This window comes from Helicobacter cinaedi PAGU611 (assembly GCF_000284635.1).
Lineage (GTDB): Bacteria > Campylobacterota > Campylobacteria > Campylobacterales > Helicobacteraceae > Helicobacter_C > Helicobacter_C cinaedi.
Genome location: NC_017761.1, coordinates 246,029 through 269,762 on the forward strand (window position 1 = coordinate 246,029; position 23,734 = coordinate 269,762).

A 23,734-nucleotide genomic window follows, 5' to 3' on the forward strand; every position below is an offset into this window, starting at 1 on the left:
TGCACTTAAGAGAGTTATCCATTATTGCATATGGGTATAAAGTTCTCACAAATGAATTTTGTTGTATTTGATTGTTGCGTTGGTGTATTTGCTATGAGTATGTTTTGTTTTATGTTGCCAAACAAATTTTCTAGCGTTTTCCTATTGTCTGTCATTTCTTTTTTCTCTTTTGAGTAGGATTCTTATTCTTTCTTATGATCCTTAAAGCCTATTCTCTTCTTTGGCTTTGTGATTATAGCATTAGTGTGCTTAATCAATTTGCATTAAAAATTTTATATCTTATAAATTCTGTGATGTTCATAGATTTTTGTTCAGCCATTTTCTGTATGCTTTCTCGCTCTTGTTGTGTAAAAGATATAGCTAATTTGTAAGATCGCTTTTGTTGCTCTGGTTTGAATGGAGGACCCATTTTTTACTCTTGTTTGCTGTCTCGCCCTCCGCATTATTGATAAATTCTTTTATATCCTGCGCTTTTGAGTTTGGTCTGTTGAGCTCTACGCTTTTAAATGAATTTGTTTTGATGCCTGCAAGTCCTGCCATTTATTACTCCTTATTAATCTGTTGATTTATGTAGGCAATAAGCTCTTCATAAAATGAGACGAAGTCAATATATGCCTTGTCGGTTTTATTACAAAATTCTGTAATGCCTTGCCCCGCTGCAGTGGCATTTTTAAACGCTTCTCGTTCGTGAATAATAGAGTTCATTAAGTGGAGATTCTTAAGATTCTTTTCATTAATATAATCTCTTAAGTCGTTGATTTTTTTCTCCAAAAATGGATTTGGAGAAGCCTTATCTATGACAATCAGTGCGATTGGTTCCTCTTCTCTTAGTGAGCCTGAAATCACTTCATCATAAAGTGAAATCATTTTGTCTAATACTGCAACATCATATTGACTAGGCACAATTGGGATAATAACTATATCCGCAATAGCTAGAGCTTGACGCATTTCTTTTGAATCTCTTCCGCATGTGTCAATAATGATTGAATCATATTTTATTGAAAGCGACCTCACTTCTCTAGCTAACCCATCTCCTAGCTTTGTTACTGAATTGAAAATGAGTGGTAAGTCTGCATTTGTGCGGATATTAACAAAAGCTTCTGTGCTTCTTTGTAGATCTGCATCAATGAGTAAAACTTCATCTCTTTCTTGCGAGAGTTTGCAAGCAAGATTTACGGCGAGAGTTGTTTTTCCACTCCCACCCTTTTCATTGATTACTGAAACTATTATAGCAATCCTTTGAATTTTTAGGTATGTAATTAGTATATTATACATACATTATATGTATAATAGATTGAAATAAGTTCTTGCTATTTTCCTAATTGCTGGAGATGTTTCAAGTATATGGTGTCCTAGAGAATCTGAGTTCTCTTTTGTTTTGCTTTTAGAATGGGGGATTTGAAGTCAATGTTTGAATTTCGCATTAGTCATAAGCTCCTTGTCTATGGGCAATTCTTGTAATATTTACAATTAAAAATTCACCATTTTCAACAATGCCTATCACCCTATAATCCCCAAGTCTCCAGCGGTATTGATTATCACGACCTTTGAGCTTTTTGGCATTTGGCAAGAAACAAGGATTTTCAATGTTTGGAAGTCTTTCTGTAAGGAATATTTGAATCTTTTTTGCAGCAAGAGCATTGCTTTTCCAATTTTTTTTCAAGCTCTTTTTGTGCTCTATTATTAATAAAAACTTTAGTCATTAGCTCTCTTGCATATCTTTTTCAAGCTCGGCGTTAATCGATTGAAGCTCATCTTGTGAGAATTTAGCCCCTTTGATTTTTTGTATGATTTTAGAATCTTCAATAGGTGTGGGGTTTAGATTTTTGCTAAGAGCTTGGCTTACCAAAACTTCATCGGCAAGAAATTTATTAAGCTTATTGTCTATCCTTTTTTGCTCGGTTTGGGTTTTGGCGATGTTTTTTCGTATGGTATTGAGCGTTGAAACTAGCCGCTTTTGACTATATGTTTCATATTTATTTGTTACTTGTGTCATCAATTTTGCCCCCTTATGTTTTTTGTATCTTAGGTTGGTTTCGCATTAAACTTGTGAAATATATCAAGCTGTGGCAAAGAATGAGATTATAGCATATAAAATACTTGTATTTATCTCTGGTGGTTTTCAGTGTATTATATATAATAAGTGATTAATAAATGTAAATTAGATATTATTATACATATAATTAGTATTTATTAATTATCTTTTTTCTCTGTTTTCTCTTAGCCTTTTGATTATGTCTGCACCATATTCACTTAATAACATTCTTACATCAGCGATTTCTATAAAGCTTTCCCCACTTCCGTAGTGAACCTTGACATATCTTACTCCAAATTTTTCTTTTATGTATGCCTCAAGCTCTTTGTCTTTAGATACTCCATTATCACAAGCTTCTGTGATTGCATCTAGGATAAGTTTGTGATTCGCCTGTAGAATTTCTTCCCCTGTTAATTCTCGGAATCTTCTCGCTACAGCATTTACATTGTTTGTATTATTGAATTTGCTAAGATAGGTATAGACATTGTAGGTTTTTCCACTTTTAAAATCGTGAATGAGATTCGCATTTGGGATAATCGCATATTTGGAATCTGTGGTTTTTATCATTATGTAAGTGTCCTTGTAAATTTCACAGCTTTCATTTTTTCAACAATCATTTGAATATCATAATTTATCATTGCGTTATATTTATCAAGTGATACAAATGATAAACATTTATCTTAATGTTGGGTGGGCTGTGTTTGTTTATAAGCATTTTGATTTGCTTGAATCTCCTTTATAATGGCTTCTCTTTGTTTTTTCTCCAATTCTTTTTGTTTTGTTATTTCTCCAGCTTGTTGTTCAAGAGCTCTTGTATCAAAAATCTTTCCATTTGTGATTCTTCCAGATTCTGAGATGGGACTTGCATAATAGAATCTAGACATATCATTCAGCGCACTTTTATCAAGATAGTCCATAATGCCTAGTTGTCTAGCACAAAGCTCTTGGAATATTCTAAATTCATTCTTTTGTTTTAACTCGCACGGAGTGACTGTTGGAATAAGGATTCTATATCTTTGTGCAATATGCCCATTTTTTTTCTTTATTATTGCTCTTAGTAGGCATAATAAGGGCGTGGATTTGATTTTGTGTAAGCAATATTTCCGCTTGCTTTATTGTGAGATTGGGCGTATCTTTATTGTTGTCTATGTCATAAATGAGAAGATTGTTAAATGATATAATGTTATCTGCCTTGCGGTAGCCATCATAAAAGTTTGCATTAGAGTAGGGATATGTTTTAATGATGTTGTGGAGCTCTGCTAGGTCTTTGATTTGTATTTTTTTCCAATCTCTGATTGGATGTTCCGCCTTATCTTGAGTGGTGGAGACATAAATCAGCATAATATGGCTTCCTTGTCTTAGATTTATCCTATTCTACCTACTTTAATTCTGCCTGCTTTTAATGAATAGTTAAAAAAGTGGCGAAGTAAAAACTCTATCTATTCTTTTTGTCGTGTATGATAGCTCTAAGAGCCATTAAAGGAATAACAAATACCGAAAGTGCAATGCAAACAAGGATAATTTTTTCTAGCATTTTTTACTTTATTGTTGAAAGCTTGTAGATTAAATATGCAGTGAATCCAAAGAATACTATTAGTCCCATTAGTCTTTCTCTTTATTGATAGCTTTTACAGCATAAAGAGACAATCCACAAAAGGTTACAATCGCAAGTGTAGCTACAATCAAACCAATTCATTCTAATTTCTCCAATTCATCAAGTTTTTTGACAAGATACTGAATAAGAAAGAAAAACGATACAGCAATTATTAAAATGCCTATCGCTGAAGCTATGCCTTGAAATAAGTTGATTGTGTCAATGTGAATCACAACAAACGCAAAGATTCCAAACAATGCAGTTAATAAGGCAACATTAAGCCTTTAACGAAATCAAGCGTAAATTTAATCTTTCTTTCCTACTCATAGGATCATTATAGCATAAATTCACATTTTAAAGCCAAAGGCGTATATTCCCTACTTAGGAATATACGCACCTATATTTGCCAACAAGGCTTAAGACACTTTCAAGACAACAAGACTTTTAAACAACATTGTTTAAAAAATTGCTTATGTGAGCTTGCGGCACAAACTTAGATTCCATCAATGCCTGTGTGTCACTCTTTTGATTATGCTGAGTATGCCTTGCAGCTTTTACTTCATTTATGAGAATTATGAAAATAATAAACGCAAGAATACCAAAAAGCGTTAGCGTATAGAGATAGAGCTTAATACCTGCAATCTCTCCTCTCGTTTTGTGATGTTCTTCTAGTATTTGGTATTGCAACTCATTTTTGGCATCTTGCACTTCGTATTTGACATTTGAATCCATAAGGAACTCCTTTAGCATTTTGATATGTGCATAGCACATTTAAATTGTGCCACAATGTAAGAGAGAGTTTCAAATGAGAAAAATAAACCTACTTTATCTTTTGTGGTATAATATTTCTTAAAACTTTATTTGAAATATAGAATTACTAGATTCTATTAACACTCTAGGAGTTTATTCTGTTAAGGATAAAGTCTTTTTTTCTTGCTTTCAAAATCACATTCCCAAACTAAAAGAATTTTTAGCAGAATCTTTCACTTTTTCTTTTTTTGGTATAAAAATAAAATTAAAATATATCATTAAACGCACAAAAATAGCTCTAAAATCAAAAAATATGAGTTAGTAATCCTTATTACCTAAATATAAAAAAGCTGTTTAAAGTGCCAAAAAAATGCAAAAAATCAAAAATCGGCTTTTCAAGTGATTTTAATCCAAGAGATTCTAGGTGCTCTTTTGTGAAATTTGCAATTTTGGCAATTTGATTTTCCATTTCGGATTCCTTTTGAAAATTTTTGATTTGATTTCGTGAGAAAATTTTTTTTGCTCACTGAAAAAAAATGGCAGTTTCGGGTTTATTTCATAAACCACAAAACTTACAAACATAACAACATAACAACTAGTCTATATATAGACTTATATAGAAGGACACTCTTAAAGAATTTTATACAATGGCATTGGAATCTTCTTATTTTTCTTCCAAAATTCTCTGCAACTTGTTGTCCCATAAGCCTTTTGTTCAAAGTCAAATTCCCTATTTAAAAAATACTCCAAGCTAGCTATAAGCTCCTTGTAATCCTCTCTTTTCCAAAACATAAACCTCAAAGCTTCTTCTCTTAGCGTTAATGCCGCCATTTGAAATGCTTCTTTTGTATCTCTATTCTCATACACAATGGACTTATAGAAAGATTGCCCTATATGCCTTGCAGTATTCACTGAAGCCAAATCAAGTGTTTCAAGCATAACATTCAAGTAGATGGCGATAATGCCCTTCTTCCCCGTGCTATTCCTCTCTTTAAAGCAAAATCCATAACAAATGCCTACCTAGTCAATCCAGTGAAATTCAGCGACAATGCCTCAATAAACAAGTTATACTCCACATTATACGCATCATACACCTGCGTGTATAATCATAGGCACAATTTTAGGGAACTCTTCATCCTTTTTTAAGCACATATTGTTGATGTACACCAACGCATTAAACATTGTGTCCTCAATTCTCTCCTTCAAAAAAAGCCTAGATACATCTAGCACGCCCTTATACTCAAGTAGCTCTACCTCTTTATGCTTTAGCATTTTTAGTTGATTCGCCATTTTTGCCTCCTTTTAATTTGTTTTTTGCCCTTCTAAGGGTCGCTTCTTAGATCGTAGCAAAAAGAGGTATTGGATTTTTAAATAAAAAAGCTTGTGTCGGAATCTTATCAAAAAGCAAGGTATTGTTTTACAAAGCCACAAATAGCATTACGATGACACTTTGATTTCTGCTGTAGAATTCTAAGAATACCTGAAAAAAGTGTATGGGAGTAAGCTATGGTTACCTTTGCTTTATGGTTTTGCCTTTTTTCTTTTGTCTTTACTTTTAGTGTAATCACATATGCACTAATAAAATCAGCACAATAAAGCCTTTGCCTATGAGCTCTGCTTGTCCTTGTCCCTTAGGACATTCTAAAATATTATATTTGTCCTTCTCAAATAAAAAAAAGACAAATTCCCCCATTTCTCACTCCCTACATTCCTGCTCTTATAAAAAAGCATTAATCTTTTGTTGAATGGGCGGGAGTTTTGAGCGTATCACTTCTTCTATAATGCCCAGATTCAATCCCTCATAATCGTGTGAAGCAATATTCCTAATAGCACTTAACCCCCTCATATCCTCTTTGCTTAAAAACGCCGTGATATTCTCGCCATTGTATATAACTTTCTCAAAGTTTTCCTTACATACAATAAGGCGCATCATAATGGCTGGTTGAGCTATTTTTACATCATTAAGAGCAAGTGAGGGCCGCCATAGTCTTGGCAAATATCAAAGATATTTTGGATTCTATGAGAAACATCTTTGAGCCTTTCTAAACTTTCTTTGCTAAACATAAATTGCTCCAGTAAGCAAACTTTCCTTTTTTACTTGGCTCATAGAGGCAGTATCACAAATATCAACTTGAGTTCTAAAATGCTTTGATACTCTTTGGCGTAGCTCATCTAAATAAATCGCACTTTCAAATCCTTGAAACTTGCGTAAAAACTCTTTGCTCGTGCAAAGCATAATGTCTATATCGCTTGCTATATCAGCCCTGTCTTTAGCATAGCTCCCAAATAGTCCAAGCTCAGTAATACCATCACCTTGCAATTCTTGTTAAATGTCTGCGAGATAAGCAAGTATGCTTTCTTTAGTAGGTATAGACATTGCCCTTCCTTGTGTTTTCTTGTATTTTATTGGGGCATAGTAGCACAAATCTTTAGAATGAGCAACTGTTGCTCTAATGAGATGTAAAAAGCTAAAGCAGAATCTTTACCCAGAATCTAAAATAATGTTGCTTGAATAGCTTTTCTTTCTTTAAAAGCTTTTTTAAAATATGCCTTAAATACTCCGCTTTCAATACTTTCTCTAACTTCATTCAAAGATTCTTGTGGCACATTTACTCCAGCACATCGTGCAGCCCACATAAATTCAGGCATTTTAAGAATATTGAAACCTGATAAGAATTCTTTAGATTGAGCTTGTCTCCACTTAGCTTCTTGGCGTTGGAATCTTCTATCAATGCTCTTTACTTCGTCCATTAATACTTCTAGTTTAGCATTCACTACTCGTTGAAGCCCTTGTTGGATTTGCCTTGCAAGGCTGATTGCTTCTTGGCTTAAAGTTTTCATTTTGATCCTTCGTGTTGTTTTGTATGTGCGTATTATAGGTGGTTTGAAGGATGTTTTTCAAATGGGAACGGCAGAACTAATGTCTTGGCTAATTTGTAAGAATATGATTAAAAAGTATATTTATTAAGCTACAATCCAAAATTCCATAAACTCTCTTGCTAACTTTTCAATCTTTAGGGTAGCACTCACAGCAGATTCTATAAAACACACACTAAAATACTCATCAAGCCAGCTAAACTCTAAATTGTTCAGCACACTCTCTGTTTCACATATTGACTAAATTGTACAACATTTAGCACTTTTCCACTTGTGCTCATACATATACAAATAGGCTATTTTCGGACAACTTATCTAGCAAGACATGTTGAGACATATTTGCTAGTATCAATATTATGTCGCAAAGCCCTTTTTCTACGAAGATTCGAGCACAAGAATGGTAATTAACAATTTTACACTTAAGATAAATGCAGATTCTAAAATCCACATTCGCGGATATAATAGCTCCCCCTGCCACACACTCCGGGGTGGTTTTTATAAAACTTTTGCTTATCGCCAAATTGCATATCAACAGGTGGGGGCGTTGGGGCTTCATAACAACCTTGAGTAGAAAACATTAACACGAAAAACAATACACCAAACATAGATAATAGTTTCAGCATATATCCCCCTTTTTGAAGATTTAAGCCTTAAGATTTATTTGCATTGTGGATAAGACTTTGAATCTTATACGCCACCTGCATAGCCTTCATGCCATCGTGCTGATTGGGGCGGTTGATTCTAGAGGGTGCGGAAGGCGTTTGATGAGATTCAGAATCTTTACACAGATTCACAAAATCAAGCAGCTCTGAAAAAAGTGATTCTTGCCCCCTTACTTCAATCGTCTCGGTATTAGCACTGATAGATACGCTATCTAGCCTTTGCTCCACACTTTGCTTATCAACAAAGACTTCCTTTCTCAAAAGATTGCAGTCAATGTATTCATTATGCGTTGTTACGCTGATTTGACGGATACGCTTTTCGGTAATGCGACTTGCTACGATATTAGAAAACGCCCCATTTTTGTGAATAATACACGCTCTGGCATATTCTATCATTCCCTCCATTACCACGCCGTGAGCGTAAATATCCGCAATATCGCCATTAAAATGCAATGCCAAATCAATATCGTGTATCATCAAATCAATCACCACATCTACATCTGTGATTCTAGAGCTCATCTTATTTGTGCGGGTAAAGTCAATATTGACAATCTTAGTATCACGCAGAATATTTTGAAGCGTGATAATGGCTGGATTGTAGCGTTCAATAAAGCCTACTTGGATATTGAGTGATTTTTGCTTGGCTAAATCAAGGATTATTTGTGTGCTATCAAGCGTATCAGTCAGGGGCTTTTCTACAAAAATATTTTTGACATAATCACTCACTTTATTGACATAATCAAAATGCGTGAAAGTTGGCGTTACGATAATAGCTCCATCGCAATCTTTCAAATCTTCATCAAGATTTTCTAGCACCTTAATGCCAAAGCTTTTACTCAAGCTCTCACACAGCTCAAGATTCACATCATATAAAAATGCCACCTCAACATCTTTTAGCATACTTAAGATTCTTAAGTGATTTTGCCCCATTTTCCCAATGCCAAAAAGGGCAATTTTAACTATCTTACCCATTTACTGCCTTTATTACGCTAAGTTGCTCTTCTTTAGTCAAAAACGGACTAAAAGGGAGTGAGAGTATCTCTTCACTTATCATTTCACTTATAGGAAAATCGCCTTTTTTGTAAGGATAAAGCTTTGTAACTACCTCTTGCAAATGCAGGGGGATAGGATAATGCACCGCATAAGGAATCTTAGCAGATTCTAGCTTTTGTGTTAAGCCTTTTCTACCAGTAGAGCGAATACTATATTGTGCGTAGGCACTTGTATTGTAAGATTCTACAAAAGGCGTAATGACAGAATGGAGATTGTCATCATATACTTTAGCAATTTCTTGACGCTTAGTAATCTCACTATCCAAATGCGGCAGTTTAGCTAGAAGCACAGCCGCTTGAATACTATCAAGTCTTGCATTTAGCCCGATAAAGCTATGCTCATACCGCCTTGTCTGTCCGTGATTTAGCAAGTATCGTAACTTTTCTGCCAACGCATCATCACTTGTAAATACCGCTCCCCCATCGCCATAGCAGCCTAAAGGTTTGCTTGGGAAAAAGCTTGTTGTGGCTAAAAGAGAAGCATTGCAGGATTTGATTTGATTTTTACCTTGAATCTGAGTCGCCCCAAAGCTTTGTGCAGCATCTTCAATCACGGGGATTTTATACTTTGAAGCAATAGCATTTATGCTTTCCATATCTGCCATTTGCCCAAAAATCGCCACGGGAATAATCGCCTTTGTTTTGTCTGTAATGCTAGATTCTAATTTTGAGCTAGAAAGATTATAAGTTTTCTCATCAATATCCACAAAAACAGGCTTTGCCCCAAGCAGCATAATCGCCTCCACACTCGCAATAAAGCTAAAAGGCGAGGTAATGACTTCATCGCCACTTTTCACATCAAGTACCATTAATGCTAAAATCAACGCATCTGTCCCACTACTGCACGCAATGGCGTGTTTTGCCCCGCTATATTTGGCTAATGCAGATTCTAGCTCACCAACCGCACTTCCCATAATGAATTGTGATGAATCTAGCACATCTTGCATTGCCTTATCTATGCTCGATTTGTAGGCTTGGTATTGTGCTTTGAGATTGATAAATTCCATCGTGTTTGCTCCTTATTTTAAATTACACGCTCATTCATAAGCGATACGATTTTTTTTGCAATTTCAGTGGGCTGGGCACTTCCGCCAATGACATATTGTGCTTGTTTTTCATAGATTGGTTTGCGTTCATTAAACAAACTCTGTGCCTTTGTCATATCTTCAAACAAAGGACGCTTTTTTTTCTCAATAGAATCTAATCTTTTAATAATGCTTTCAAATCCCACATCAAGCCAAAAGACTTTCCCCAAATAATGCACATCATTGTAGATTGGCATTCCTCCACCGGTAGCAATCACTGCATTTTTGACATTGGCTGATAGCCACAAAATGAGTTGAGATTCTATCTTTCTAAATCCCTTTTCCCCAACAGAAGTAAAAATCTCTCGCACACTCTTGCCCATATTTTGTTCAATCAGCCCATCAGTATCAAGTAAAAATCTCCCTCCAAGCAGAGCAATCTCCCTACCAATCGTTGTTTTCCCACTCCCCATAAAGCCAATAAGAACGATATTTTCCACTTCAACCTACTCCAAAGTAATCATAAATCCATCGCGTTGGGGCTTGATAGTATGCTTATAGCGTCCATCAAGCCCAATGGAGATCCTATAAAAGCCTTCGTGCGTGGAAATCTCCGCATCGCTAAAATACTTTTTATCAAGCTTTATCTTTTGAGATTCATTACTTTTCACACCTTCAATATCAAGCACAAGCCGATAAGGTTCAGGCAAGACAAAATCTCGCAACATTTTTTTGCGTGTAGCAATAAAAATACTGCTTTTATTTATCACCAGCTCAAACTCGCCAAGCTTAAAGCGATTTTCACTAGAATATGTCGCACCTTGTGCTTTTTGGGCTATCATTAATGGATAATGCCAGTCAATACTCTCATCAAGCTGAATGGTCTTTGTTTCAATAGAACCATCAAGATTCTGGTAACTTATTTGCACACTTTTTAAAACCCTAGCCGTGCTAGGCAGGACAAACTCCACACTTGAGAGCGGGTCTTGATGCAGTGTTGGGGGCTTATGCTCTTCACGCTTTGGGGCAATAACAGACTGAAATGGGTCATCTCGCCCATTTAGCACACCACACAGACACATACAACATAGAATCTGGCAAAGCATTACTTTTTTCAAGGCTTTAACCCCCTTATTTCAAAGATTTGTTTTTGTAAATTTGCATTTTGCGATTCTATCATTTTTGAATCATTAATAAGAGCATTCTTTTGTGTCTTTAATCGCACAAGCACTTCCACAGAGTCATTCCCAAAAAGCAAGTATCCCAAATAAAGCCCAATGCCGACTAGAATCCCAAAAAGCACAAACCACACACGATGAGTATAAGCTAACCGCCATAATTTTGAGCTTTTCTCTAAGAGTTCTTCCGCCTCGCTCATCACCCTACCCTAGCGTTTAAAAAGTGTCTTGCCAATATATTCTGTATCCCCAACTTCCCTTTCAATCTCAAGCAAACGATTATATTTTGCAATTCTCTCACTTCTAGCCGTTGAGCCGGTTTTAATCTCACCTGTGTTTAACGCCACGGCAAAATCCGCAATAAAGGTATCTTCGCTCTCCCCACTGCGATGACTCATTACGCATTTATAGCTACTGCGTTGAGCTAATCTCACAGACTGCATAGTCTCACTCACGCTACCGATTTGATTTGGCTTAATCAAAATCGCATTTGCAATACCTTTATCAATACCCTCTTGCAAAATCTTTTTATTTGTTACAAACAAATCATCGCCCACAAGCTGAATCTTATCGCCAAGCCTTTGTGTAAGTAGCTTCCAGCCCTCCCAATCATCTTCGCTTAAGCCATCTTCAAGAGATACAATGGGATATTTTGCTACAAGATTCTCATAATACTCAATCATTCCAGCACTATCAAACACCTTGCCTTCCCCGCTTAAATGGTAATTCCCATCTTTACCTACAAGCTCACTACTTGCCACATCAAGAGCGATGGCAATCTGCTCCATAGGCTTATATTTTGCCCTTTCAATCGCTTTTAGAATCACTTCAATGGGTTCTCCGTTTGTCTTAAGATTTGGAGCAAAACCACCCTCATCGCCTATACTTGTGATATGTCCGCTTTCTTTTAAAATAGCTTTGAGATGATGATACACTTCAGCTGACGCACGCAAGGCTTCCGCAAAGCTATCAAAGCCCAAAGGCATAATCATATATTCTTGAAAATCAACCGTGTTATCCGCGTGTGAGCCACCATTAATGATATTCAGCATAGGCGTTGGCAAAGTAAGAGCATTGCTCCCGCCAAGATAACGATACAAAGGCAAACGCAAAGATTGTGCACTTGCCCTAGCTATCGCCATACTCACGCCTAAAACCGCATTTGCCCCAAGCTTTGAGTAATTCTCTGTGCTATCCATTTTTTTCAAAATCAAATCAATCTTGCTTTGATCATAAGGGGATACACCATTAAGCTGTGCGTTAATCTCCGTTTTCACATTCGCACACGCATTTAACACGCCTTTGCCTAAATAACGCTCTTTATCATTATCACGCAATTCTAGGGCTTCTCTTTTGCCTGTGCTTGCTCCACTTGGCACGATAGCAGATGCCCTTGTGCCATCACTTAATCTTACCATTGCCTTAATCGTTGGATTCCCACGGCTATCCATAACCTCTTGTGCGTCAATACATTCAATATATACCATTTTTACTCCTTTAGTTTTATTTTTAGAATCTATTCAGCTTCTGGCTCATCAGGCAGTGGCATAATCTCATCTTTCGCCCCAATCTGCTCTTTAATCTTAAGCGTAATTTCTTCAGCCAATGCCTTATCTTCTTTTAAGAGCAGTTTTGCATTCTCTCGCCCTTGTCCAAGCTTTTTATCGTTGTAGCTAAGCCACGCACCACTTTTATCAATAATGTCAAGCTTAATGCCATAGTCAATAATCTCGCCTTCGCGACTGATGCCCTCTCCAAACATAATGTCAAACTCCGCCTCTCTAAATGGCGGTGCGACTTTATTTTTCACAACCTTAGCTTTTGTGCGATTGCCAATCTGCTGCTCATTTTGCTTTAATGTCGCAATGCGGCGGACATCAATCCTTACACTCGCATAAAATTTCAACGCATTACCACCCGTTGTCGTTTCCGGACTACCATAGCCCATAACGCCAATTTTCATACGGATTTGATTGATAAAAATCAAAGTCGTATTCATCTTATGCAAGATTCCTGTAATCTTACGCAAAGCGTGGCTCATAAGCCTTGCTTGTAGCCCCACGTGCTGATCGCCCATATCCCCTTCAATCTCCGCCTTTGGCGTAAGGGCTGCCACTGAGTCAATCACCACCAAATCCACCGCTCCACTGCGTGTAAGTGTTTCTAGAATCTCTAAGGCTTGTTCGCCCGTATCTGGTTGCGATACAAGCAGATTTTCCGTATCCACGCCCAAATGCTTGGCATAATACACATCAAGGGCGTGTTCTGCATCAATAAACGCACAGATTCCGCCATTTTTTTGACATTCCGCAACAATTTGCAAACTCAAAGTCGTTTTCCCACTAGATTCAGGACCATAGATTTCAATAATCCGCCCCTTAGGCACACCGCCAATCCCAAGTGCCATATCAAGCCCCAAAGAGCCTGTTGAGATAGAATCTATCTTTTCTACTTGCTTATCACCCAAACGCACCAAAGCCCCTTTGCCAAAGGCTTTATCAATCTGTTTTAGGGCAAGTTCAATCGCTTTTTGCTTTCTTTCATCAACCATAGCTATCCTTTATTAAAATCAAAGTAGCGGATTTTATCTAAGTTTGACTAAATTATTCTTATAATTTCTTACAAAAATCCCAAGGAGTTTTGATGATAAAAGTCGCTCATAGCCCTGATGCCGATGATTTGTTTATGTATTATGCTATTGTTTTTGGGTGGGTAGATTCTACAAAATTGCGTTTTAGCAATATCGCAAAAGATATTCAAACGCTTAATCTCGCCACTTTGAGCGGGGAATATGATATAAGTGCTATCTCTTTTGCCCTCTATCCACTTGTCGCACAAGAATACGCCCTTTTACGCACAGGCGTTAGCTTTGGCAATGGCTATGGACCAAAACTCATTAGAAAAAAGGATAAAATCTTAAAAAAGCACTTCAAAGTCGCTTTAAGCGGAGAGCATACAAGCAATGCTTTGCTTTTTTCTCTAGCCTATCCGGAAGCAAAGATTGTGTATAAAAATTTCTTAGAGATAGAATCTAGTGTGCTAAGCGGAGAGGTTGATGCGGGGGTGCTTATCCACGAGTCAATTTTAAACTTTGATGAAAGCCTCGTGGTAGAAGCAGAGCTTTGGGATATATGGCAGGAATTAAGCGGTGGGGGATTGCCCCTGCCACTAGGAGGAATGGCATTAAGACGCTCTTTGCCCCTTACTACTGCCATAGAATGTGAAAAGATTCTCACAAAGGCGGTGCGATTAGCCGTTGAAAATAGGGCGATTTTAAGCAAAATGCTCCTTGAAAGGGGCATTATCCGCGTCAATGCTAAGGAATTAGAAGTGTATTTAAATCTCTATGCTAATGCGGATTCTATCTCTATGGGGGAAAAGGAGATTTTAGCATTAAATAAGCTTTTTGAGCTAGGATACAAGGCTGGATTCTATAAAGAGCACATTAAGGCAGAATATTATTTTATCCCCACGGAGTATGAATCTTTGCGTTTTTCATAGATTCTTATAAAAATCAAATAGGATTCTAGAATCTTGCCTTAGCTCTCACAAACCTATCTTTTCTTCGTGGGTGGGGGTGAGCGATTCTTTAGCGGTTTGTTTGCGATAGATTCTAAGAAGAGAAATAAAAAGTGCTGTGATCGCCGGACCTAAGATAATCCCCCAAAATCCAATGCTTGTAAGCCCAGCAAGAATAGCAAAAAAGATAAGAAGCTCATTAATACGCACGGAAGTCTTTAACACCTTTTTGTTAATAAGCCCAATCAAAATAGGCTTAATGACATTATCTATAAGTACCGCACACACAATCAACGCATACAAAGCAATAATAATGGCATTTTGCGTATTGCCAAGGTAGAATTCATACCCCGCTAGTGGTAGCCATACAAGCCCCCCGCCCACAATTGGCACGATTGATGCAAATCCATAGAGCATACCAAAAAATACGCCATCATAGCCAAAAAACATTATAAGGATTCCAAACGCCACGCCCTGCAAGACAATATTAACAAGTGAGGTATAAAACACCACTTTAATAACATTTGTTACCTCATCTAGCACATTGCTGATTTGGATATTTTCAAAAGGTATAAGCTCAATGACATAATCATACGCCTGTTTCCCATAGAGAAAATAAAAGAATAAAAACACGATAATAAAGCCCGTATCCACCATAAAACCTAGGCTTGACTTACCAAGCTGTGAGCTGAAGTTTAACACATAGCCTAAGATTGAAGAGGCTGAAATACTGCTTAAAATATCTCTTGCCTTTGCCTCAATCTCAGGGAATGAAACAAGCAAAGATAGAATCTGCTCCTTACTCCCCTCCACAAATGCACTAAAATCCGTTGGATTAAGCTCGGCTGCGGAAGTGATAATAGTTTTAAATAAGAAAAACAAAGGCACAACAAGCAAAAGAATTAAGACACAAATACTTAGCGTTGCACTCACAATGGGGTATTTCACACGCTTGAGCAAAGAGGCATACAAGCCATAAGTAACGATATAAAGCAAAAGTGCAATAAGAATATCCATAAGATACGCCGCATAGATATGATACATACTATAAGCACTCACAATAAAAACAAGCCAAAAAAATGTAATCGCCCGCATTTTGCCCCTTTGTGTTATTTGCGTTTAAGTTTTATAGAATCTTGGTTTCCAACACCAATAAATCCCGCTCAAACCCTACCAAAAACCCAGCATTGTAGCGAAAAATGTCAAATTTGCTATTTATTTATGCCTCTTTACAAAAATGAGAAAAAAGTCAATTTAATAATTTTATGCTAGAATACGCCGATTAAAATCTCAAATCTACCACAGATTAAATATTAGCAAAAAGGATAGCAATGATAATTTTAGGTATTTCAGCCTTTTACCACGATAGTGCCATAGCCCTATTAGAAGATGATAGAATCCTTTTTACCTTGCAAGAAGAGAGACTATCTCGCATTAAAGCTGATAGTGCATTTCCTAAACTATCCATTGAAGCGGCATTAAACTATATAAATAACAACTGCCACGATTATATGGGGGGGGGGGTGAATACCCTAAAAACACTCCACAAGATTTAACCAACTTAGAAACTACTTTTGAAAACGCCCAAGCCCAAGACGATTCTAAGAATTGCGGTGGGGCTTTGCGTGTTTTGGAGCAATTTGGGGATAGGGGTTACCTAAAAGGTAATGACCGCAGCGATTTTTCGCAACTCCCGCAAATACCCCGCAAAGCCCAATCCTCCAACCCAAAGCCAACACCCCTAACACTAGATTCCATTGATTCCTTTGTCTTTTATGACAAACCTTTCCTAACCTTTGAACGCCTGCTTGAGACCTACTTTGCCACCGCACCAAAGGGCTTTTTAAGCTTTGTAAAGGCGATTCCTGTATGGCTTTCAACAAAGCTTTTCTTAAAAGAAACCATCGCACGAGAGCTAGAATCTTTGTATAAAAAACTCTATCCGCAAAAAAGTAAGCAAGAGATAAAAGCGTTTAAACAAAAAGTGCTAAATAATCTCTACTTTAGCGAACATCATTTAAGCCATTGTAGCTCTGCATTTTTCCCAAGCCCTTTTAGTGATGCTGGGATTCTAACCCTTGATGGCATAGGCGAGTGGGCGACTACTACCATTGCTAAGGGTGTGGATAATCACATTGAGATTTTACAAGAGCTGCATTTCCCGCATTCTCTAGGGCTTTTATACTCTGCTTTTACTTATTATCTAGGCTTTAAGGTTAATTCTGGTGAATATAAAGTAATGGGCCTAGCCCCTTATGGTGAGCCAAAATTTGTGGATATTATTAAAACGCATTTAATTGATATGAAGCCTGATGGGAGCTTTTCACTCAATATGAAGTATTTCTCTTACACCTATAGACTAAGAATGACAAATGCCAAGTTTGATAGCCTTTTCCACGCGCAACGAAGCCCAGAATCTAAGCTAGAGCAAATCCATATGGATATAGCTGCAAGTCTGCAAGTAGTAACTGAAGAAATAATGATAGCCCTAGCTCGCACCACAGCTAGACTAAGCGGCAGTAGGAATCTCGTCTTAAGTGGTGGTGTCGCACTAAACTGCGTAGGTAATGGCAAGATTTATCAAAAGCTTATCAAAGAAGAAAAGATTTTGGATCATATTTGGATACAGCCTGCAAGTGGGGATGCGGGAAGTGCAGTGGGGTGTGCCTTAGCGTTTTACCATATAGAATGCAAACAGCCTAGAATCCGTGAAGAAAAACAAGCCGAGTGTGAAAAAGCGGATTCTAGCAATGAAACCCAAAATGTAAGTGAGCCAGCAAAGGATTCTAGGAGTTTCACCCAAAACGCAGAAAATGTGTTTTGTAGCCAAGCAGATAGGCGGCAGGATTTTTGTGATAAAAATGGGGCTTTGCAAGGCGAAGCAAGGGAGTTACCTAAAGCGGTAATGACCGAAGCTGAGCTAAAAGCAATCACCATTTTAGCCAAAAAGCCAACGCCAATACTACAAGATTCTATGCAGGGAAGCTATTTAGGGCTATCTTACTCTAACACTGAAGTCCAAGCCACACTAGACTCCCTAAACACAATCTATGAAAAGCATAATTTTGATGCGATTAAAACACTTACCGCCGAAGCTCTAGCACAAGGCAAAGTTGTAGGTTGGCATCAAGGGCGGTGTGAGTTTGGACCTAGGGCATTGGGAGCTAGATCCATTCTAGGCGATCCACGCAATACCACAATGCAAAAGACAATGAATCTAAAGATTAAATACAGAGAATCTTTCCGCCCATTTGCCCCAAGTGTGCTGGACTTTGCCATCAATGAGTGGTTTGAGTGTGATTATATAAGTCCTTATATGCTGCTTGTAGCCCCTGTGAAAAGGGAGAAATGCTATCCACTTACCAAAGAGCAAAAAGAGCTTTTTGGCATAGAAAAGCTTAATATCGTTCGAAGCGAGATCCCAAGTGTAACGCATATTGATTATTCTGCGAGAATCCAAAGCGTGCATAAGGATACAAATCCGCGTTATTACGCTTTGATAGAAAAGTTTTATAAACTTAGCGGTGTGCCTGTGCTAGTTAATACGAGCTTTAATGTGCGGGGTGAGCCTATGGTGTGCAGCCCTTATGATTCTTATGCGTGTTTTATGGGGACAGAGATGGATATGCTAGTGATTGAAGATTTTATTCTTTATAAAGAGAAACAACCCAAAGAGCATATCGCAAAGTTTAGAGATATTAAAGACAAATATGAGCTTGATTAAGGGGAAAATGATGACAAACAATAGTGATTTACGCGTATTTTTAGGCATTTGGGCGGGGATTTTTGTAGTATTTTTGCTCTCTGGAATCTTATTGCACGACATTTATAGAATATGGGCGATGATAGGACTTAGGATCGCCCTAGTCTTACAAGTTTATCCTAAAGCTAGTGTGTCGCTTTACATTACACAAGTTAAGCTTGGGAGTGTGATTGGTTGGTGTATTTCTCGTGCAACTTTAGTGGTGCTGTATTTTTGCGTATTTGTGCCTTTGGGGCTAGTCTTTCGCATAATAGGACGCAATGTTTTGGGTGCGAGACTTGACAAAGAAAAGGATAGTTATCTTATCTCTCGTCAAAAGCAACCTGTAAGTATGAAAAATCAATTTTAAAAATTCAAAGGAGATTCTGTGTTAAAAAATAAATGGATAAAGTCTATTGTGTGGATTATCGGCTCACTTGCTTTTATGGCGATTATATTGAAGGCTGATGGCGTATGTATGCGTGATTTTGGTTTGAGTATTGTGCCTTTTGCGTGGATTGGGGTGTATTTTACTTTGCTTCTATGGCTATTTGCTAGGAACATACAAAAACAAGGTGTAAAACTCATACTTATTTACACAAGTATTGTACCGATGTGTTTGGTAGCAGGAGAGCTGTATGGATTCTATTTTACCAAGCAAGAAGCAAAATCAGATTCTTGCAATACAAGCACAAGCGGAGGTTATGCGCTAGATTACTTCACACAAAGCCCAATCACTGGCTATAAAGGCAAACCAAACACTACTGCCACAGCACATAAAATTGACACGAGTGATAATAGCACAATATATAATGTTTCATATCAAACTGATGATTTTGGTTGGAGGATCACACCTAGCAGTGATGATTCTAGCAATCAATGTGTGCTATTTTTTGGCGATAGCTTTACCATAGGCGAGGGGGTAAATGGCGATGAGACACTACCATTCTATTTTGGCACAGAGCAAAAAGCTAGAATCTACAACTTCGGATTCCACGGCTATGGACCACATCAGGCTTTGGCTTTGCTTTTAAGCGGAGAAGTAGAAAAAATTACACAACATTGTCAAAGCACTATCGCTTTTTATGAGAGTTTGCCCGGACATATTAGAAGAGCTAATGGCTTTTCACAATGGGAGCGGAATAATCACGCACCGCGATTTGCCCTGCGAGATAATAAACTAGAATGGATAAACCGCCCTAGCGATTTTTCTAGCGATTCGTTAAGTCAAAAGATTCTAGCTAAAATTTATAGCAACATAGACAAAAGCTATTTGGTAAAAATCTTGCGTCCAAGCTATGTCTATGACACAGCATATAATGATGTGTATTTTGCTATCATTGATAGTTTGCGACAAGAGCTCACCACGCGACTTGACGCACCTTTATATTTTATCTTATGGGACTGGCACAATCTTAGTAGCAATACTGAAAAATTAGAATCTAAAGCTATTGTAACATATCTTAACGCAAGTGGTATGCAATATTTTCTAGCTAGTCAAATGCTCCAAAACTATAAGGAAAACAGGGATTATTACGCACTTCATAAATGTGATTTTCACCCCAATGCCCTTGCAAATGATAAAATAGCCAAATACATTGCCAAAGAAATCAAAAATGACTATGAAAAATCAAATGAATCACAAAAACATCTCACACAACAAAAGGAGCAACAATGAATATCATTAAAGAATTATGGGCGTTTTTGAAGGAACGCAAGAAATTTTGGCTTTTTCCTGTGATTATTGTAATGCTATTTTTAGGTGTATTGATTGTCTTGGCAAAAGGCTCAGCTGTCGCACCATTTATTTACACAATTTTCTAGATTCTATTATTTGGCTGGGTTGTTTGAAGCCTAGCCAAACACTCTCACACTTTAAAACATTTTATATACAATCTCTCATTTGCGTAAAAATTAAACTACATATCGTATTTTTATTTTTATGTAAAAAAGTTACACTTTGGAGATTTTTTGTAATATTTTATACATTACATATTGTAATCTTATTTTTATGTGATAGTATAAGCCCAAATCCATAGGGATTCTAGCGGCAGTGATGTCGTTGGCGAACGCCAAATCAAAGATTCTAGAATCTTAAAACACAAGGACAAGCACGAAATTTGTGGAAGTGTTTTTGAGTTAAAATCGTGGCTTTCAAGCAAAAAAGCAAGAAGCTTACTTGAGATAATTGCCGTCGCTTTTGAGCGTAGAATCTGTGATTTTAGCCAAAAGACAACGCAAAGAAAAAGATAAGGAGAAACAATGGCAAATTTAAAACACACCAACTACACCCAAGACACACTCGCCCTGCACGCAGGATACACTTACGACACGCAACGCACAATGAGTGTGCCAATCTATCAAAACACCGCTTATTGCTTTGAGAGTTTAGAGCAAGCCGCAGCACGATTTGGACTAAAAGAGCTAGGCAATATCTACACAAGACTTACAAATCCCACGACTGATGTGCTAGGTGCGAGACTTGCAGCGGTTGAGGGTGGAATCTTTGGTGTGCCTACTTCAAGTGGCAGTGCGGCGATTTTCTATGCGATAGCAAATTGTGCGGAGAGTGGCGATAATATCGTGTTTGCTAATAAAATCTATGGCGGCACACAGACACTTTTCACACATACGCTAAAACGCTTTGGCATTGAAGCAAGGGTATTTGACATTGATAATATTACATCTTTAGAATCTGCGATAGATTCTAAAACAAAGGCGATTTTCTTTGAAAGCATTTCAAATCCCATTATTTCAATCGCTGATAGCACCGCTATCACTGCCATTGCTAAGAAGCATCGCATTATAAGCATTTGTGATAACACGGTGGCGACCGCCTTTTTACACAAGCCTTTTGATTTTGGCGTGGATATTTCCGTGCATAGCCTTAGCAAGTATGTCAATGGGCAGGGCAGTGCGTTAGGTGGAGCGGTGATTGAGCGAGTGGGGCTAAATGAGCTACTTAAAGATAATCCGCGTTATCCTGCGTTTAATACCCCAGATGTGAGCTATCATGGGCTAGTTTATGCTTCATTGCCCCTGCCTTGCTTTAGTATTCGTCTTATCACTGAATGGCTTAGAAATATCGGCGCGACACTCTCTCCGCAATCAGCGTGGATTTTGCTTCAAGGGCTAGAGACGCTAGAGCTTCGCATTAAAAAGCATAGTCAAAATGCACTAGATGTAGCAAGATTCTTAGAATCGCATAGTTTGGTTAAAAGTGTAGCCTATCCGGGATTAGAATCTAGCCCGTATCACGCCCTTTTGCAAAAGTATTATGTCAATTCGCAAAGTTCTGGGCTTATTAGCTTTGAAGCACAAAGCTATGAAGTGGCACAAAAAATTTGCAATAGCACAGAGATTTTTGCGATGGTGGTAAATATCGGGGATTCAAAGTCTTTAATCATTCACCCCGCTTCCACCACGCATTCTCAACTAAGTGAAAAAGAGCTACAAAGCGGGGGTATCACACCTTGCACGATTAGACTAAGCATAGGGCTAGAATCTAGCAAAGACTTGATTGCCGATTTAAAACAGGCAATAGAAAAATAGAATCTAAAAGGAGCAAAAATGCCAATTGTTATCCCAGAAGATATTCCAGCCTATTCCCTACTTAGTCAAAATGCCTTTATTATGGGGGCAAAAAGGGCTAAAACGCAAGATATTAGGACGCTTGAAGTGCTTTTAATCAACCTTATGCCTACAAAGATTGAGACAGAAAATCAGATTCTAAGTCTGCTTGCAAACTCGCCCTTGCAGGTGAAAATCACGCTTTTATCTACGGCTAGTTACATCGGCACAAACACGCCAAAAAGCCATTTAGATAGATTCTATGTGAATTTTAGTGATATTTTAGGGCGGCGGTTTGATGGAGCGATTGTTACAGGTGCGCCCATTGAGCATTTGGAGTTTGAAAATGTGGCGTATTGGAATGAGCTACAAGAGATTATGGACTATCTAAAAAGCCATTGCACAAGCACGATGTATCTGTGCTGGGGGGCTATGGCAGGGCTATATCACTTTCACAATATTTCAAAGATTATGCTAAAAGAAAAGGTGTTTGGTGTGTTTCCACACAGAATCATTACGCAAGATTTGCTTTTAAATGGGCTAGATTCTATTGTGAGAATGCCTCATTCAAGGCACGCTGGGATTGATGAAAATGCGGTTAGAAAATCTAGTTTGAAAATTCTATTAGAGAGTGAGCTTTGCGGTATTAGTGCGTTAAAAGATGAAAGGGACTTTTATATCCTAGCCCACCCAGAATACGCCAAAGACACGCTACGATTAGAATATGAACGCGATAAAGCTAGGGGCTTAGGGATAGCAAAACCACTTGATTATTTTGACAAAGATAATGAGCCTATATTATCGTGGAAGTCAAGTGCGAGCGTGCTTTTCTCAAATTGGCTTAACTTTTCTGTGTATCAGGATACACCTTTTGTGTTATAATGCCACCCTTTATTTTGCTTTAAGGTTGGGCTTATGGCGTTCAAGTTAAAAGAAATTTATGATTTATGCGAGAGTATCTCGCCCTTTGACACGCAGGAATCTTGGGATAAAAGTGGCTTAAATCTAGGCAGATTTGATGATGAACTTTCCCACATTGTAGTATGCCTTGAGCTTACCCTTGATATTGCTAGGAATCTTAAGCCAAACACGCTTGTTATTACACACCACCCTTTGATTTTCACTCCCTTAACGCAGATTCACACACGGAGCTACCCTAGCAATCTTATCTCTATTTTATTGCGTAAAAATTGTGCCCTAATAAGCCTACATACAAATTTTGATAAATCTCATCTTAACGCCTATCTTACACATAAGATTCTGCAATGGGAGCATTTTGTAGCACAGGATTTTTTTATGTATGGGGAGATTAAGCCTATAAGCTTAAAAAATCTAGCCTTGCAGGTGTGTCAAAAGCTCCAAGCAAAAGCAGTAAGCTACATACAGGGCGATGATATTTATGAAAATACACAAGAATCTAGCAGCCTAGATTCCATTAAAGGAGTCTATGTTGTGTGTGGGAGCGGCTGCCCACTATCTTCACGCATTCCGCAAAAGCCCCACACTTGCCTTATCACAGGCGATATTAAACATCACGATGCGATGATTGCTAAAAGCAATGGACTAAACCTTATTGATATGGGGCATTATGAGAGCGAGAAATATTTTGTAGAAATTTTTCAATCTATTTTGCAAAATGCAGGATATAACGCTATAATTGCCGATTGTAAAAATCCATTCTATTTTTGCTCCATTACAGACTGAAATAGACAATCCAAAACACAAGGGAA

At 37.7% G+C, this 23,734-nt stretch carries 35 protein-coding genes; 9 read left to right on the plus strand and 26 right to left on the minus strand.

The window, feature by feature from the left end:
• Positions 1 to 253: 253 nt before the first annotated feature.
• The 24 genes from HCN_RS12555 to recA all read right to left on the minus strand — a co-directional run bounded on the left by HCN_RS12555 (position 254) and on the right by recA (position 13,724).
• Positions 254 to 409, minus strand: a complete 156-nt coding sequence (locus HCN_RS12555) for a plasmid mobilization protein (protein WP_014666300.1) — start codon at positions 407 to 409, stop codon at positions 254 to 256.
• Positions 361 to 540: a hypothetical protein gene (locus tag HCN_RS01200; RefSeq protein WP_002957296.1), complete on the minus strand. Its 180-nt coding sequence runs from the start codon at positions 538 to 540 to the stop codon at positions 361 to 363. Before HCN_RS01200 ends, HCN_RS12555 begins: the two co-directional genes overlap by 49 nt.
• A gap of 3 nt (positions 541 to 543) precedes the next feature.
• The gene (locus HCN_RS01205; protein ID WP_014666301.1) at positions 544 to 1,275 is read right to left on the minus strand and encodes an AAA family ATPase; all 732 of its coding nucleotides are present in this window, start codon (positions 1,273 to 1,275) and stop codon (positions 544 to 546) included.
• A 148-nt stretch (positions 1,276 to 1,423) separates the two neighbouring features.
• Positions 1,424 to 1,663, minus strand: coding sequence for a type II toxin-antitoxin system RelE family toxin (locus tag HCN_RS01210; RefSeq protein WP_014667508.1), 240 nt, complete (start codon positions 1,661 to 1,663; stop codon positions 1,424 to 1,426).
• A gap of 39 nt (positions 1,664 to 1,702) precedes the next feature.
• Positions 1,703 to 1,996, minus strand: a complete 294-nt coding sequence (locus HCN_RS01215; RefSeq protein ID WP_014666302.1) for a hypothetical protein — start codon at positions 1,994 to 1,996, stop codon at positions 1,703 to 1,705.
• Positions 1,997 to 2,197: 201 nt separating this feature from the next.
• Positions 2,198 to 2,602, minus strand: a complete 405-nt coding sequence (locus HCN_RS01220; protein WP_014666303.1) for a hypothetical protein — start codon at positions 2,600 to 2,602, stop codon at positions 2,198 to 2,200.
• Between the two features lie 113 nt (positions 2,603 to 2,715).
• A complete protein-coding gene (locus HCN_RS01225; RefSeq protein ID WP_002957290.1) occupies positions 2,716 to 2,952 on the minus strand; it encodes a hypothetical protein in 237 nt (78 codons plus the stop codon).
• 91 nt (positions 2,953 to 3,043) lie between these two features.
• The gene (locus tag HCN_RS01230; protein WP_014666304.1) at positions 3,044 to 3,376 is read right to left on the minus strand and encodes a hypothetical protein; all 333 of its coding nucleotides are present in this window, start codon (positions 3,374 to 3,376) and stop codon (positions 3,044 to 3,046) included.
• A 697-nt stretch (positions 3,377 to 4,073) separates the two neighbouring features.
• Positions 4,074 to 4,361 (minus strand): hypothetical protein, encoded by a 288-nt coding sequence (locus HCN_RS01235; protein ID WP_014666305.1) that lies wholly within the window; start codon positions 4,359 to 4,361, stop codon positions 4,074 to 4,076.
• Between the two features lie 349 nt (positions 4,362 to 4,710).
• Positions 4,711 to 4,848, minus strand: coding sequence for a hypothetical protein (locus HCN_RS11590; RefSeq protein ID WP_014666306.1), 138 nt, complete (start codon positions 4,846 to 4,848; stop codon positions 4,711 to 4,713).
• Between the two features lie 161 nt (positions 4,849 to 5,009).
• Positions 5,010 to 5,318 carry a hypothetical protein gene (locus HCN_RS01245; RefSeq protein ID WP_014666307.1) on the minus strand — a complete coding sequence of 103 codons (309 nt, stop codon included), beginning with the start codon at positions 5,316 to 5,318 and terminating at the stop codon, positions 5,010 to 5,012.
• Positions 5,319 to 5,465: 147 nt separating this feature from the next.
• Positions 5,466 to 5,669 carry a hypothetical protein gene (locus tag HCN_RS01250; RefSeq protein WP_014666308.1) on the minus strand — a complete coding sequence of 68 codons (204 nt, stop codon included), beginning with the start codon at positions 5,667 to 5,669 and terminating at the stop codon, positions 5,466 to 5,468.
• Positions 5,670 to 6,096: 427 nt separating this feature from the next.
• Complete coding sequence (locus tag HCN_RS01255; RefSeq protein WP_014666309.1) at positions 6,097 to 6,312, minus strand: HepT-like ribonuclease domain-containing protein; 216 nt, start codon at positions 6,310 to 6,312, stop codon at positions 6,097 to 6,099.
• 123 nt (positions 6,313 to 6,435) lie between these two features.
• Positions 6,436 to 6,699 carry a nucleotidyltransferase family protein gene (locus HCN_RS01260; RefSeq protein ID WP_014666310.1) on the minus strand — a complete coding sequence of 88 codons (264 nt, stop codon included), beginning with the start codon at positions 6,697 to 6,699 and terminating at the stop codon, positions 6,436 to 6,438.
• A 173-nt stretch (positions 6,700 to 6,872) separates the two neighbouring features.
• Positions 6,873 to 7,220 carry a hypothetical protein gene (locus HCN_RS01265; protein WP_002957277.1) on the minus strand — a complete coding sequence of 116 codons (348 nt, stop codon included), beginning with the start codon at positions 7,218 to 7,220 and terminating at the stop codon, positions 6,873 to 6,875.
• A 123-nt stretch (positions 7,221 to 7,343) separates the two neighbouring features.
• Positions 7,344 to 7,475 (minus strand): hypothetical protein, encoded by a 132-nt coding sequence (locus HCN_RS12330; protein ID WP_002957276.1) that lies wholly within the window; start codon positions 7,473 to 7,475, stop codon positions 7,344 to 7,346.
• Between the two features lie 218 nt (positions 7,476 to 7,693).
• On the minus strand, positions 7,694 to 7,879 hold the full coding sequence (locus HCN_RS01270; protein ID WP_014666311.1) for a hypothetical protein: 186 nt from the start codon (positions 7,877 to 7,879) through the stop codon (positions 7,694 to 7,696).
• Positions 7,880 to 7,906: 27 nt separating this feature from the next.
• Positions 7,907 to 8,890: a Gfo/Idh/MocA family protein gene (locus HCN_RS01275; protein WP_002957274.1), complete on the minus strand. Its 984-nt coding sequence runs from the start codon at positions 8,888 to 8,890 to the stop codon at positions 7,907 to 7,909.
• Positions 8,883 to 9,977 carry a DegT/DnrJ/EryC1/StrS family aminotransferase gene (locus tag HCN_RS01280; protein WP_014666312.1) on the minus strand — a complete coding sequence of 365 codons (1,095 nt, stop codon included), beginning with the start codon at positions 9,975 to 9,977 and terminating at the stop codon, positions 8,883 to 8,885. The genes HCN_RS01275 and HCN_RS01280 overlap by 8 nt, the downstream gene beginning before the upstream one ends.
• A gap of 17 nt (positions 9,978 to 9,994) precedes the next feature.
• Positions 9,995 to 10,495, minus strand: a complete 501-nt coding sequence (locus HCN_RS01285) for a shikimate kinase (RefSeq protein ID WP_014666313.1) — start codon at positions 10,493 to 10,495, stop codon at positions 9,995 to 9,997.
• A 6-nt stretch (positions 10,496 to 10,501) separates the two neighbouring features.
• Entirely contained in the window at positions 10,502 to 11,113 is a 612-nt protein-coding gene (locus HCN_RS01290; RefSeq protein ID WP_014666314.1) for an AMIN domain-containing protein, read from the minus strand.
• Positions 11,110 to 11,373, minus strand: a complete 264-nt coding sequence (locus HCN_RS01295; protein WP_014666315.1) for a hypothetical protein — start codon at positions 11,371 to 11,373, stop codon at positions 11,110 to 11,112. Before HCN_RS01295 ends, HCN_RS01290 begins: the two co-directional genes overlap by 4 nt.
• Positions 11,374 to 11,382: 9 nt before the next feature.
• Entirely contained in the window at positions 11,383 to 12,660 is a 1,278-nt protein-coding gene (gene eno / locus HCN_RS01300; RefSeq protein ID WP_014666316.1) for a phosphopyruvate hydratase, read from the minus strand.
• A gap of 29 nt (positions 12,661 to 12,689) precedes the next feature.
• Positions 12,690 to 13,724, minus strand: coding sequence for a recombinase RecA (gene recA, locus HCN_RS01305; RefSeq protein WP_002957268.1), 1,035 nt, complete (start codon positions 13,722 to 13,724; stop codon positions 12,690 to 12,692).
• A 92-nt stretch (positions 13,725 to 13,816) separates the two neighbouring features.
• On the opposite strand from recA, the gene HCN_RS01310 reads away from it, so the two are divergent.
• Complete coding sequence (locus tag HCN_RS01310; protein WP_014666317.1) at positions 13,817 to 14,674, plus strand: menaquinone biosynthesis family protein; 858 nt, start codon at positions 13,817 to 13,819, stop codon at positions 14,672 to 14,674.
• A 45-nt stretch (positions 14,675 to 14,719) separates the two neighbouring features.
• Here the strand turns inward: HCN_RS01310 and HCN_RS01315 are convergent, their stop codons facing one another.
• The gene (locus HCN_RS01315; RefSeq protein ID WP_002957266.1) at positions 14,720 to 15,787 is read right to left on the minus strand and encodes an AI-2E family transporter; all 1,068 of its coding nucleotides are present in this window, start codon (positions 15,785 to 15,787) and stop codon (positions 14,720 to 14,722) included.
• 236 nt (positions 15,788 to 16,023) lie between these two features.
• Between HCN_RS01315 and HCN_RS01320 the strand changes: the two genes are divergently transcribed.
• The 5 genes from HCN_RS01320 (at position 16,024) to HCN_RS11595 (ending at position 20,258) form a co-directional block, all read left to right on the plus strand.
• Positions 16,024 to 16,248: a carbamoyltransferase N-terminal domain-containing protein gene (locus tag HCN_RS01320; RefSeq protein ID WP_014666318.1), complete on the plus strand. Its 225-nt coding sequence runs from the start codon at positions 16,024 to 16,026 to the stop codon at positions 16,246 to 16,248.
• A gap of 74 nt (positions 16,249 to 16,322) precedes the next feature.
• Entirely contained in the window at positions 16,323 to 18,416 is a 2,094-nt protein-coding gene (locus HCN_RS01325) for a carbamoyltransferase family protein (protein ID WP_232501871.1), read from the plus strand.
• A 10-nt stretch (positions 18,417 to 18,426) separates the two neighbouring features.
• Positions 18,427 to 18,804 carry a hypothetical protein gene (locus HCN_RS01330; protein WP_014666320.1) on the plus strand — a complete coding sequence of 126 codons (378 nt, stop codon included), beginning with the start codon at positions 18,427 to 18,429 and terminating at the stop codon, positions 18,802 to 18,804.
• Positions 18,805 to 18,822: 18 nt separating this feature from the next.
• Positions 18,823 to 20,112 carry a hypothetical protein gene (locus HCN_RS01335; protein ID WP_014666321.1) on the plus strand — a complete coding sequence of 430 codons (1,290 nt, stop codon included), beginning with the start codon at positions 18,823 to 18,825 and terminating at the stop codon, positions 20,110 to 20,112.
• Positions 20,109 to 20,258 (plus strand): DUF5989 family protein, encoded by a 150-nt coding sequence (locus HCN_RS11595; protein ID WP_002957261.1) that lies wholly within the window; start codon positions 20,109 to 20,111, stop codon positions 20,256 to 20,258. The genes HCN_RS01335 and HCN_RS11595 overlap by 4 nt, the downstream gene beginning before the upstream one ends.
• Before the next feature lie 185 nt (positions 20,259 to 20,443).
• Here HCN_RS11595 and HCN_RS11180 read toward each other — a convergent pair whose 3' ends face one another.
• Positions 20,444 to 20,716 carry a hypothetical protein gene (locus HCN_RS11180; protein WP_133248807.1) on the minus strand — a complete coding sequence of 91 codons (273 nt, stop codon included), beginning with the start codon at positions 20,714 to 20,716 and terminating at the stop codon, positions 20,444 to 20,446.
• Here HCN_RS11180 and HCN_RS01340 point away from each other — a divergent pair.
• Genes HCN_RS01340 through HCN_RS01350 form a run of 3 tightly spaced genes read left to right on the plus strand, consistent with a single transcriptional unit; the run spans position 20,697 to position 23,708 of the window.
• Positions 20,697 to 21,986, plus strand: coding sequence for an O-acetylhomoserine aminocarboxypropyltransferase/cysteine synthase family protein (locus tag HCN_RS01340; protein WP_002957259.1), 1,290 nt, complete (start codon positions 20,697 to 20,699; stop codon positions 21,984 to 21,986). The genes HCN_RS11180 and HCN_RS01340 overlap by 20 nt on opposite strands.
• A gap of 18 nt (positions 21,987 to 22,004) precedes the next feature.
• Positions 22,005 to 22,886 (plus strand): homoserine O-succinyltransferase, encoded by an 882-nt coding sequence (locus HCN_RS01345; protein WP_002957258.1) that lies wholly within the window; start codon positions 22,005 to 22,007, stop codon positions 22,884 to 22,886.
• Positions 22,887 to 22,919: 33 nt separating this feature from the next.
• Positions 22,920 to 23,708, plus strand: coding sequence for a Nif3-like dinuclear metal center hexameric protein (locus HCN_RS01350; RefSeq protein ID WP_002957257.1), 789 nt, complete (start codon positions 22,920 to 22,922; stop codon positions 23,706 to 23,708).
• Positions 23,709 to 23,734 lie beyond the last annotated feature (26 nt).